Consider the following 12,078-nt stretch of genomic DNA (forward strand, 5'->3'; position numbering starts at 1 on the left):
CTAGCTCCCGGATGTCGTGGTGGGTGGGTCTGGCGGGTCCGAGGCTGTCGTCCCGGAGGTTCCGATGAGGCCGCGCAGCCAGCGGGTGTTCGGGTCCACGTCGATGAACAGCTCGCGGACCAGCAGGGTCAGCGGGACGGCCAGTACAGCCCCGACCGGGCCGAGGATCCACGCCCACACCACGAGCGAGAGGAACGTGACACTGGCCGAGAGGCCGACCGCGTCCCCGACCAGCTTGGGCTGGATGATCGACTGAATGACGACGTTCACGACGGAGTAGGCGACGACCACCCCGAGCGCCAGCCCCGGGCCGCCCTCGAGCAGGGCCAGCACGGCAGGGGGCACGAGCCCGAGGACGAAGCCGATGTTCGGGACGTAGTTCGTGACGAAGGCGAGCAGCCCCCAGAGCAGCGCTCCCGGCACTCCGAGCGCCCACAGAAGCAGGGTGTCGACGACCGCGACGACGAGGCCGAAGACGGTCGACACCAAGAGGTACGTGCGGGTCCCCCGCGCGAAGGAGTCGAGCGCCTCGACGAACGCCGGACGGTGCTGCCGGATCACCGCCAGGTGCCGCCCGAAGGACCCGGCGTCGAGGACGACGAAGAGGACGAGCGTGACGACGAAGGCGAGGTTCGTGACGAGCGAGAGCGTCCCGGACAGCACCGTCGTGACGAGCCCAGCCAGTCGTCGCAGGTCGAAGGAGTCGAGGATCGCCGACACCTGGCCGTTCCCCACCCCCAGGTCGGCGAGCCACCGCGCGACCCCGTCCAGCACCTTCCTTAGCTCGTCCTGGTAGTCCGGGACGAGCGCCGCGAACCGAGCAGCCGCCACGACCATCGAGCCGGCGAGAACGACGATCACGAGATACACGACGAGCACCGTGAGCAGCGTCCCCACCCACGCCGGCGCCCCGAGACGCTCGGCGACCGACCTCACCGGAGCGGCCGCGATGCACAGGACGACGGCGAGGAAGGCCGGGCCGAGGATCCCTGACACCCCGTGCAGACCCGCCACGCTGACGGTCGCTGCGGCGAGGCCGACGAGAATGAGGACCCCACGCGGAAGGGCGACCGGGGTCATGGGTCCGGGGGTGCTCGCGGTCATCGGAGCGCCTCCGCGGTCTCGGGCCGGCAGGCGCCGAGGTCGCGGCGGTGTCCCGCCTCCTCGAGCACGGCGACGAGGGCGCGGTGCAGGGCCGCGGCCCCTTCGATGGCCGTCTCCCCTCGCCACAGGCTCGTGGGCGCGACGACTACTCCCCGGTCCTGCCATCCGCCGAGGCCGCCGTGACTGCCCACGAGGTCCTCGAAGGCGGCCACCTCACCCGTGCTGGGGTCGGGACTGCTCCCCACGTACAGGTCCGGCGCGCGGTCGTCGGCGAGCGCCGACGCCAGCATCCGTCCGGAGTGGGCGGGCAGGTTCTCGAAGGGGTCCTCCCCGTCGCCGGCTCCGGAGGTGAGGTCGCGCCATCCCCGGGCACCGAGGGCGACGGACCGTCCCTCGTGCGACAGGCCGGCGACCCAGCCGATGCCGGGGTGCTCGGCGAGCCCGCGGGTCAGCCGCGGCCACCGGTCGTCCAGCTCGGGAAGGGTGAGCCGCCGTCGCCCGCCCGCGTACAGGAGGCCGAGGTTGCCCGAGCCGAGCACGACCGGTGTCCCGACCGCGGCCGTCCCGGTGTCCTGGAGGTCGCGCCCCCGCCGGACGAGCGCGTCGGTCAGCCCCGAGCCGCCCTCGGCCTCCCCCAGGTCCTCCGCCAGGGACGCGGCCCGGCCGACGCTCTCGACGGGCTCACCCACCCACGTCACGTCGGTCCCCATGAGACCGCGGCACAGCTCGTCCAGTCCGATGCCGTGCCGGGACTCGAACGGCTCGCCCATCGACTGACCGTGGTCGGACAGGAGCAGGATCTCGTATCGGCGGGGTGCGAGGTCGGCAAGCCGGGCCAGGGCCTCGACGACACCGTCGATCTCGGCGAGCACGGCCAGGGCCTCCAGCCGCGTCGGCCCGGCGTGGTGCGCGACCTCGTCGTAGTCGACGAAGTCGACGTACACCGAGCGACGACCCGCGGCCAGCTCGCGGGCGACGACGACGAGGTTGACGTCGCGCAGCAACCCGTTGGTCGCGGCACGCAGACCGGTGAACGCCCAGGGCCGCACGATGCGGGGGACGACATCGCGTCGACGCTGACGGCGCGACTGGAAACGTTCGCGGCCGATCTCGGCCACGGCCCGCGCGAGCGTCCGCGCCAGCCCGTCCGGTCGGGCGACGAACCCCGACACGGCCCGTCGGGTGGCGAGGCTGCCCCGACTCGCCTCCGTCCGGCTCATGACCATGGAGCAGCGTGGGGCGTCACCGGAGAAGAGGTTGCTCACGGACGCGCCGTCGTCGGCGAGCAGACCGTGTCCGGTCCGAACGCGGTCCTCGATGATCCTGGCGTCCGCCGGGCGGTTGGCCACGAGGACCCGGCCCAGCTCGCGGTCGTACCAGCGGAAGGCCGGCACACCGGACGTGGTCCCGTGGAGGAGGCCGAGCTGGCTGGCCGGGGTTGTGCACGGCAGCTGGACCAGCCACTCCTGGGCGACGTGGGTCCCGCTGTCCACCCATCGTCGGACGGTCGGCATGAGGCCGGACTGGAGCGCCCAGCGCAGCAGGGGGAACGGCAGCCCGTCCAGCTGGACGAAGATCACGCCGCGCACCTCGGGGTCCGGCAGCGTCACGCCACGGCTCCGGGACCCCACCTCCCGCGCGAGCGAGGCCACGAGCGAGTCGGACGTGCCCGCAGTGGTCAACCACTCGACGGCCGTCACCAGCGCCGCGGTGACCCAGGCGGCCACGAGCGTCGTCCCGAAGGACGCAGAACGGACGCCGGGCACGAGCCCGAGCGCGACGTGGAGCACGACGGCCTGCCCCACGAAGGCCACGACGACGACCGCCACCCAGCCGACGAGAGCGGCGGCGAGCACGAGCAGAGGGCGCAGCAGCGCCCCGACGACGCCCACCACGGCCGCCGCGGTCGGCCACGCCCACCACCCGTCCGCGGACAGACCGGGGAGGACGACACCACTCACCCAGAGGGCACCGGTCCCGACACCCCAGGCGGCCAGCAGCCGCCCCAAGTCGCCCCACCGCAGGACTCTGGGGCGCACGGTGTCGGCCATGGCCCCAACCCTCCCTATCGGCGTGGTCGGCCGCCTTCACCCAGGGCGGGTGAGGCCGCCGGATCCCCGGCCCGCCTAGCCTCGCGAGGTGAGCGCCCAACCGTCGGGCCGCCCCGGTCCACGGGTCGACGCCCAGACGGACCGGGGCCGTCGGGTGGCCTCGGTGCTCTGCTCGGTCCTGGCCGCCCTGCTCACCGGCCCGGCCGTGGCCGCGGCGGCGGTCCACCAGGTCGCGACGGACGGCGACGCCTACGTCCGGCTCGTCGGTCCACTGGCCGAGGACCCGGCCGTGCAGGACGCGGCCGTCCGACACCTCGTCGACGCCGTCGACGACCGTCTCGTCGATGATGCACCGCTCGACCTCGCGGCGGATGCCCTCGAGTCGCGTGGGGTACCGCCCGCGCTCGCGCGTGCCCTGCAGCTGCCCGCCGACCCGGCTCGGGACGCCGTGCTCGACCGCGTCCGCGCCACATCGGACGCGGTCGTCTCGAGCCCGGCCTTCGCGCGCTCCTGGACCACGGCGAACGCCGCCGCCCACGAGCGCGCGATCGGCCTCCTTCGGGGTGAGACCACGCCGCCCACCACGGACGACGGCACGGTGGGCGTCTCCCTCGATCCCCTCCTCGACACCGTGCTGGCCGACCTCGCTCACGCCGGTGTCCCGGGCGTCACCAGCCTGTCCCCGCCTCCGGTCGTCATCCCGGTGGTCCGCGCCGACCGGCTCGAGCAGTGGCAGCGGTCCTACCGCCTCCTCACTGCGGGGACGACGGCACTCGCCCTCGCCCCGGGCGCGCTGTTCCTCCTCGGTGTCTCCCTCGCCCGCGACCGGCGCCGGGCAGTCCGGCGCAGCGCCGCCGGTGCCGTGGTGTCCGTCCTGGTGCTCCTCGTCGTCGTGGCGCTGGTCCGGGAACGGATCCTCGACGAGGTGGCCGCGCCGGACCGTGCGGCGGTCGGCGCCGTCGTCACTGCCGTCACCGGGCCCGTCCGCGGGGCCTTGCGGTGGACCGCGGTGGCCCTGCTCGTCGTGGTCGGCGCCACGGCCGTGGACCGGGCTCGCACCGACGCGGTCGGCGCCCTGGTGCGCGCAGCTCGGCGGCACCCCGCCACCCCGGTCCTCGGCATCGCCCTGGCCCTCGGGTGCCTGCTGGCAACCACCTGGGCCGGGTCGTCACTCGCGTCGACCATCGCTCTCTCGGCGGGTGCCGCACTGGGGGTGTCCCTCACCGTGTCGGCGTCCCGACGCAGGCCGGGGAGCTCAGAGGAGGTGCGCCCGACGGGCCTCGGTGATCGCGTCCCGCCGTGAGGCCACTCCGAGCTTGCGGTACACGCTGCGGAGGTGCGTCTTCACCGTGTTCACCGAGACGACGAGCGACGAGGCGATCTCCTCGACCGTCTTCAGCGTGGGGAGCTCGCACAGGACGTCGAGCTCACGTTGGGTGAGCGCGACCGTCGGCGCCGCCGACGCGCGCGCCCTCCGCACGATCTCCTCGACGAGGGCCTCGTTGCGGCCCCATCCCCCGAACTTGCCGTCGAGGAGGTCGAGCACGGCCTGTCCGCCGACGTCCACGACGGGTCGGGCGGCACCGAGGCGGGCCGCGTCGTCGAGCACGGACGCCAGCCGGCGCAGCGCCACGTGCTGGTTCCCGGCCTCGGCGTGGAGCCGGACGAGCAGCATCTCCGCGTAGACCCGGTTGAGCTCGAGGACGACGGGTCGCTCGCCGTCGGCGACGGCCCGGAGGGCTTCGACGGCCTGCCGTCGCTGGCCACGGGCCAAGGCGTGGATCGCCGCGACGACGAGGACCTCGCCGGCCGACCCGAGGCGTTCCCGGGCGGCCTCCGAGATCTCCCGCAACCGGTCGCGTCGACCCGTCTCGTGGGCGATGAGGGCGTCCGCAACGGCGAGCACGGCCACGGCGTCGCTTGCGATGTGCTCGTCGGCCGGGGCGGTGAGCCACAGTCGGTGGACGCGGTCGACGTCGGTGAGGACACCGTCACCGTCGAACCGGGACGCGGCCGCCAGGGCCGCCACCCCCAGCTGGACGGTGGGGTCGTCGCGTCCCGAGACGAGCGCGGACGCGCGGGATGCGTGAATACGGCTCGCTGTGTCGTGCAACGCGGCCCGTTCGGCCCATCCTCCGAGCAGGTGCAGGTAGGTGGCCCGCGCCGTCTCCGTCCAGCCGCAGCGCTGGGCGACGGCCGACGCCCGCTCGACGTACTCGCGCACACCGTGGAAGTCGGACTGTGCCGCTCGGACGGCGCCGAGCATCGTCAACGCGTCCAAGAGCGCGGCGTCGGCGGTCCGTCCGGCCGCCAAGGTGGCAGCGGTGCGGAGCAGGTGTTCCGCCTCGTTGAGCGACCCGGCCCGCAGCAGCGCCGTCCCGCGGGCCAGGGCGAGAAGGAGCCCGACGTCGGGTCCAACGGACGGAGGGGGGTCCCCCGAGTCCGGGACGACCTGGGCTCCCTGGAGCACTAGGACCCGCAGTCGTACCGCCTCCTCGAGAGCTGCGACCTCGGCCTCCCCCGCTGCTGCCCCCTGCATCACGTCGACCTCGGTCGCCGCCTCCGCTGCCCGTCCCAGGTCGAGCAGCGCGGCCGCCCGGACCGCCCGGACCCACCGCCCTCCGGGCGAGTGTGCGCCGCCGGGCAGCAACGCCAGCAGCCGCTCGGAGCGTCCGACCGCGACGAGGCCGGGCCCGGCTCGAGCCAGCACGGCTTCGAGCACACCGTCGTGCTCGCTGCGTACTGCGTGGTCGGTCGCCTGCAGGGCAGCGCCGTGGTCGAGGAACCACTTCGCCGATCGGGCGTGGCGGTCTCGGGCGAGGACGGCGTCCCGGCGCAGCTGCTCCGCCTGGAGGTAGACCCGCAGACTCGCATGGAGGTGGTACTCGATCCGCCCGTCATGGTCCCGGACCCTGTGCACGAGACCGGTCGCCCGGCCGGCGTCGTCGAGCAGGGCGCCGGCGTGGGGACACCTCGTGAGCTCCGTGACGAGCGCCAATGGCACGGTCTCCGCAACCGACGCGGCCATGAGCACCGAGAGGGCCTCCGGCCCGATGCGACGTAGCCCCTCCCCGAACACGGCGTCCATGAGGGGCCGCTCGTCGTCCCAGACGTCGGCCACCCGGCCGCCGCCGCGCAGCGCGACGCCCACGAGGCGCGTCAAGGCGGGCCAGCCCTCGGTCCCCGACCACACCGCCCGCCGATCCTCGGGCCCGAGCCAGGGGCACACCAGACCGGTCTCCTCCTCCGTGAAGGCGAGGTCGCGCGCCCGCAGGTGCGCCAGCCGTCCGTCGAGGCGGTGGTCGAGGACGGTCGGCAGCGGCGGCAGTGTCCGGCTCGTCATGACCACCCGCACGCCGGACGGCAGGCGGTGGAGGAAGTGGTCGAAGGCGCGGAGGGTGACGGCGTCGTGCAGCAGGTCGACCCCGTCGAGAACGACGAGGAGCCGCCCGCCGACGAGCCGGTCCACGAGCTCCAGGACGAAGAGCTCGTCCCCGGCGGTCTCCGGTGGGTGCAGCCCCCGCAGGGCGGTCGCCCACTCCTCCCCCGACGCACGGATCGCCGCCACCACCTCACGCCAGAACAGGCGACGCGACGCGCCGGCTGCGGTCAGCTGGAGCCACGCCACCGGCCACCCCGCGGCCTCGGCCCGGTGCGCCCACGTGTGAGCCAGCGTCGTCTTTCCGAATCCCGGTGGGGCGGAAAGCAGGACCGCCGTGCACGCTGCGACCGGCACGAGCTCGCGGTCGATGAGGAGGTCGAGCCGCGGGCGTGCAACAACACCCGAGAGGTCGTCCGTCAGACCCTCGTCCAGCACCGCGCCCCGATCGGGGCCGATGGCCCTCAGCATGTTCTCAGGGTAGTGGAGTCGCGGACCGGCCGCTCGCCGGACACCGCTCAGTCCGGGAGACGTCGCATCTCCTGCACCGGAATTCCGAGAGTCTGGAACCGCTCGAGTAGACCGTAGAGGTGCGCCTCGTCCTCGACCTCTCCGAAGAGGACGGTGCCCTCGGTGGGCGCTGTCGCCTCCTCGAGCTCGGGGAAGGCAGCCGTCACGGTCTCCGAGAGCCGCCCGTCCAGGCGGAACTCGTAGCGCACGACGTCGCTCGGGGATCGACGTCGACCGGTGCGCGGCGTCATTGCGCCCTCCGCGGGCCGGGCCCGGACGGCAAGGAGCGCCATGGCGTGAGGGTGCGGTCGTGGCGTGTCATGGTCTCTCCTTCGACGTCGCCGGTGCCAGCGTCGGCTGTGGAGCCGGCCGGCGGCTCATCCGTGACGGGTGAGTCCGGGTCACCGCGGACTGCGCACCGTGACATCAGCCGGCGGGCAGCACCACCGAACCGCCGACCACCAGGGTCACGTCCACGTCGGTGTCCGCGAGGCCGGCGCGGTCGAGGGCGGCACGGAGGGACTCCGCGTCGGCCTCCGGGGGCCGCCCGATGCTCACGATGTGCAGGACCCCGGCGCGCAAGAACACGTCGGTCACGGTCCAGCCCTGGTCCGCGGCCCACTTCTGCGCCACCGGTCGGGCCGCTGCGACAGCGGTCTGCTCCTGCACCACGTTGCGGCTCCCCACGGCGAGCGGCACCGCGACGAGGATGATCGACCCCGCGACGATCGCGAGCGTCCGGCCTGCGAGGACGCCGACCTCGGCACCGGCCCTGTGGGCCGCTTCGCGCAGCCGCGCGATGAGGAGCACGGCCGTCCCCGTCGCGATGATGGCCGCGACGTTGGTGCCGAAGAGGAGGAGCGCCCCGAGGGCCTCGTCGGGGCTGCCCGACTCAAGAGTGAGCCCGACGACCGCGAGCGGTGGCACGAGGGAGATCGCGATGGCCACGCCGGGGAGACTGTCCGCGACGTCCGAGCGGGTCAGCGCGTAGGCCCCGACGACCCCGGTGGCGAGCGCGGAGATCAGGTCGATGAGCCGGGGGCTGACCCGACCGGCGACCTGGCTGTTGGTGTCGGCCACGACGTCCAGAGGCACGGTCAGCCCCAGGAGCCACCCCACGGCCACCACCGTTGTCGCGCCGCTGACGACGAGGAGCATGTTGGCCACTAACTGTCGCCGACGGGACAGCACGATCGCACAGGCGGTGCCGAGGATCGGCCGCATCAGGGGGGCGACGATCATGGCGCCGATGACGGTCGCGGTGGAGTCGGCCACGATCCCGGCGCCGGCGATGACGGCCGACAGGACGAGCAGGACCCAGAACGAGGACAGCATCCGGGCCCGGTGCGGACCGTCCAGGAAGTACGTGCCCGTGATCCGCTCGACGTCCGCGGGGGTCAGGCGGTCAAGCCCTCGCGCGCCGAGCCCGCCCGCCGTCACGACCGGACCCTCCGGTGGCCCCGCCACACCGCCACCACGCCACGCCGGTGGGCCGACACCGTCACGCCGCCGTCGGCGACGCGCCGGCCTGCGGCTCGGCGGTCACCGCCCCTGCTCCGAGCCGCGCCGCGGCGACAAGGAGGACGACGGAGGAGAGGATGGCGGCGACCAGGGTCCGCACGACGACGTCGGGGTCCATGGACGCGGCCACGACGAGGGCCGCCGCGATGTTCCGCTGCGCGGCAGCGAGTCCGAGGAGTCTTCGGTCGGGGGTGGACCGGGTCCGGTTCACGAGAGCCCCGACGACGTAGGCGATCGCGAGCAGCCCGAGCGTCCCTACGAAGATCCAGGAGCCGACGGACCCGACGATGTCCCGCCAGGCCGCGAGCAGTCCGGCCACGAGCGCGAGCACGATCGCCCCGGTCGGGACCGGCGCGAGCACCCGGGCCCACGATGCGGCGACCTCCGGCAGCCACGCGCGGAGCCCGAGCCCGGCCGCCAGCGGCAGCAGCATGACGACGACGAGTGAGAGGGCGATGGGCCCGGCGGACACGCTGGCCCCCTCGACCGCGACGGGCACGACGAGCGGCGCGTAGACGACCGTGACGACCATGAGCAGGACCATGACCGCGACCGAGATCGCGAGGTCACCATGGACCAGCCGGGCCAAGGTCGGCAGGAAGGGGGCACCCGCGCAGCAGGCCACGAGGACGAGGGCCGTGCCGGTGGCCGGCTCGACGGGGAGGAGCCGGACGAGCAGCACGACGACGGCCGGGACGACGGCGAAGTTCACGACGAGCGTCCCGGCGACGAGCCGCACGTCCCGCAGAGGTCTCGTCACGCCACGCACCGTGAGCGCAAGACCGGTCGTCACCATCCCGACGACGACGAAGGTCAGCATCCCCGCCCGGGCCACGGCCACCAGCGCCTCGGTGGCGCCGGTCATCGCGGGCCGCTTAGCGTGGACCCGCTCACTGCGGACGACGCTCGGGAATGCTCCATCACCGCTCCCTCGCGTGGACCGGCGGACGTCCGCCGGTGCGGCGCCCATCGCACCAGCTCCACGAGCCCGGTCACCTCATCCCCTCCGGGTGAACCGCCGACGTCGACCGCGTCCCTACCGTGGCGCGATGCGCGAGCGTGCGACCCGTCCCGACGGTGCGCCCGCCCCGGGCGAGGACCTCGTCGCGCGACCCTCGCGGTCGCTGCGTGGCGTCCTGCCCGTCTTGGCCTGGCTGCCCCGCTACGCGCCCGGGCGGGACCTGCCGCGTGACGTCGTCGCCGGGATCGCCCTCGCCGCCCTGCTCGTCCCCGAGTCCATCGGGTACGCCGGCATCGCCGGGGTCCCTCCCGAGGTCGGACTGTACGCGGCCATCGCGGCCATCGCGGCCTACGCGGTGTTCGGCGGCACCTCCGTCCTCGTCGTCGGACCCGCGTCCGCCGTGGCCGCGCTGAGCGCGTCCCTGGTGGCCGAGATCGCCGGCACCGGCGTCGACCCCGTGGCCGTGACCACGGGGCTCGCCCTCGCCTCCGGCGTCCTCCTGGTCCTCGCCGGAGCCCTCCGCCTGGGGTGGATCGTCAACTTCGTGTCCCGACCGGTCCTCCACGCCTTCGTCGCCGGACTCTCCATCGCGATCGTCGTCGGACAGCTCGACACCCTGCTCGGCCTCGAGCTCGAGCGAGAGACCGCGCTCGGCCGTGCTGTCGAGGTGGTGACCCACGTCCCCGCGTGGCAGCCCCCGGTCGTCGCGGTCGGCGTCGGCTCCCTGCTCCTCATCCTCGTGCTCGAGCGACGGGTGCACCGCGTCCCTGCCGCGCTCGTCGTCGTCGTCGCCGGGATCCTCGCCGTCGCCGTCCTCCACCTCGATCGGCACGGCGTGCCCGTCCTCGGCGACATCCCACAGGGGCTGCCGACACCCGGGATCCCCGACCTCGGAGCAGGCGCCTGGCTCGAGCTCGCGGCCGGCGCGACCGCGCTCCTCCTCGTCGGCTTCTCCGAGGGGTTCGCCGCGGCCAGCGCCGTGGCCGACCGGACCGGCGAGGACGTCGACGGCGATCAGGAGCTGCTCGGCTCCGGCGCGGCGAACGTCGCCGCCGGCCTGTTCGGCGGCCTGGCTGTCTCCGGCAGCCTTTCGAAGTCCGCCGCGAGCCAGGCCGCCGGCGCCCGTACCCAGGTCGCCAATCTCGTCGCCGGTCTCGTCGTCCTCGCGTCCCTCCTCGTCCTCGGCCCCGTCGTCGCCCTCCTCCCGGAGCCGGTCGTCTCGGCGGTCGTCATCGCCGCAGTCTTGCCCGCCGCCGACCCCCGTCGCGTCCTGCGCCTCTGGATCGTCAACCGGCTCGACTTCGTCGCCGGTGTCACGACGTTCGTCCTCGTCCTCGTCTGGGAGACCCTGCCGGCCATGGCCGTCGGGGTCCTCCTGTCCCTCGTCTTCCTCGTGCGGCGGGCCAGCTTCCCGTCTGTCGTCGAGCTCACCGAAGGTCCCGACGGCTTCCACGCCGGCTCACCACTCGACGCGACCGCCTCCCGGCCGGACGTCGGGGTGCTGAGGTTCGGCGCCCCGCTCGTCTACGCGAACCAGGACCGGCTTCTGCGTGCCGTCCGCGGTCTGGTGGAGGGACGACCGGGTATCACCCGGGTCGTCCTCGACATGGAGATGGTCGCCGACCTCGACACCGACGGCGCGGACGCCCTGCGCACCGCGGACACGTGGCTCGCCGAGCACGGGGTCGCGCTGCACCTGGCCCGGACGCACGAGGCGACGCGCCGGCAGCTCGCACGCTCCGGGGTGGACCGGGAGTTCGAGCACCGGCTGCACCAGCACATCCGGGACGCGGTCGACTGAAACGCCACCGTCGGTCTCACCCATGACGGGCGAGGTGGCACCGGCACCGTCCTCGGGAGGCTGGCCGTCGACGTCACCGTGACGCCGGCCACCGGAAGGAGCCTGCCGATGTCGACCATCGTCCGGGAGGAGCGCACGGGCTGGGACATCGCCCTCGGGGCGTTCCTCGTCCTCGCCGGGTTCGTCGTCCTCGGGCACACGATCATCGCGACCGCGGTGTCGGTGCTCTTCGTCGGGTGGACGACCCTGCTCATGGGGGTCGTGGCGGTCGTCGTGACCCTCTTCCGGATCGGCAAGGACGGGTTCTGGACCGGGATCATCGGGGGCGGCCTCCTCGCGGCCATCGGGTTCGCGATGGTCCGCAACCCGGGGGTCGCGGCCCTGACCCTGACCCTGGTCGCCGGCTCCTTGTTCTTCAGCACGGGCATCGTCCGCCTCGTCGCCGCCTTCGGGACCGGCGAGGGTCGCGTCGCCCTCCTGCTGAGCGGCGGTGTGTCGACACTTCTCGGCCTGTCCGTCCTCTTCAACCTGTTCTCGTCGACCTTCGCCTTCCTCGGCGTCCTGCTCGGCGTCCAGGCCATCGTCGAGGGAATTTCGGTCATGGTCGCCGGACGCCGTCGGATCGTCCCGGCCGGACGCCACGATGCCTCCCGGGCCACCGCCTGACCGCGGTCCGCCGACCGACCGCCGGCAGGTCGGGTCGCCGGACGGGCGGACCTTCGGACTGCACGACGGGCAGCCGCCGTTGACG

Annotated in this window: 9 protein-coding genes; 3 read left to right on the forward strand and 6 right to left on the reverse strand. The window is 73.9% G+C overall.

All coding sequences use genetic code 11. The features are described 5' to 3' along the window. Both G8D98_RS08940 and G8D98_RS08945 read right to left on the reverse strand, forming a co-directional pair. Nucleotides 1-1,104 carry an AI-2E family transporter gene (locus G8D98_RS08940; protein WP_166101851.1) on the reverse strand — a complete coding sequence of 368 codons (1,104 nt, stop codon included), beginning with the start codon at nt 1,102-1,104 and terminating at the stop codon, nt 1-3. Beyond that, a complete protein-coding gene (locus G8D98_RS08945; RefSeq protein ID WP_166101853.1) occupies nt 1,101-3,155 on the reverse strand; it encodes an alkaline phosphatase family protein in 2,055 nt (684 codons plus the stop codon). Before G8D98_RS08945 ends, G8D98_RS08940 begins: the two co-directional genes overlap by 4 nt. 88 nt (nt 3,156-3,243) lie before the next feature. Between G8D98_RS08945 and G8D98_RS08950 the strand changes: the two genes are divergently transcribed. Next, nucleotides 3,244-4,458, forward strand: coding sequence for a hypothetical protein (locus G8D98_RS08950; RefSeq protein ID WP_166101855.1), 1,215 nt, complete (start codon nt 3,244-3,246; stop codon nt 4,456-4,458). Here the strand turns inward: G8D98_RS08950 and G8D98_RS15475 are convergent. The 4 genes from G8D98_RS15475 to G8D98_RS08970 form a co-directional block, all read right to left on the reverse strand. After that, nucleotides 4,411-7,005, reverse strand: a complete 2,595-nt coding sequence (locus G8D98_RS15475; RefSeq protein ID WP_166101858.1) for a LuxR C-terminal-related transcriptional regulator — start codon at nt 7,003-7,005, stop codon at nt 4,411-4,413. The two genes, G8D98_RS08950 and G8D98_RS15475, sit on opposite strands and share 48 nt — an antisense overlap. A 47-nt stretch (nt 7,006-7,052) precedes the next feature. Further along, entirely contained in the window at nt 7,053-7,295 is a 243-nt protein-coding gene (locus G8D98_RS08960) for a hypothetical protein (protein WP_229661822.1), read from the reverse strand. Nucleotides 7,296-7,470: 175 nt separating this feature from the next. After that, complete coding sequence (locus G8D98_RS08965) at nt 7,471-8,484, reverse strand: DUF389 domain-containing protein (protein WP_205859746.1); 1,014 nt, start codon at nt 8,482-8,484, stop codon at nt 7,471-7,473. 61 nt (nt 8,485-8,545) lie between these two features. Further along, nucleotides 8,546-9,430, reverse strand: coding sequence for a bile acid:sodium symporter (locus G8D98_RS08970; RefSeq protein WP_166101860.1), 885 nt, complete (start codon nt 9,428-9,430; stop codon nt 8,546-8,548). 184 nt (nt 9,431-9,614) lie between these two features. On the opposite strand from G8D98_RS08970, the gene G8D98_RS08975 reads away from it, so the two are divergent. Then, nucleotides 9,615-11,327, forward strand: coding sequence for a SulP family inorganic anion transporter (locus G8D98_RS08975; RefSeq protein WP_166101863.1), 1,713 nt, complete (start codon nt 9,615-9,617; stop codon nt 11,325-11,327). Between the two features lie 108 nt (nt 11,328-11,435). After that, nucleotides 11,436-11,993, forward strand: a complete 558-nt coding sequence (locus G8D98_RS08980) for an HdeD family acid-resistance protein (RefSeq protein WP_166101866.1) — start codon at nt 11,436-11,438, stop codon at nt 11,991-11,993. Nucleotides 11,994-12,078: the final 85 nt, after the last annotated feature.

The organism is Phycicoccus endophyticus (genome assembly GCF_011326735.1).
Classification (GTDB): Bacteria; Actinomycetota; Actinomycetes; order Actinomycetales; family Dermatophilaceae; genus Phycicoccus; species Phycicoccus endophyticus.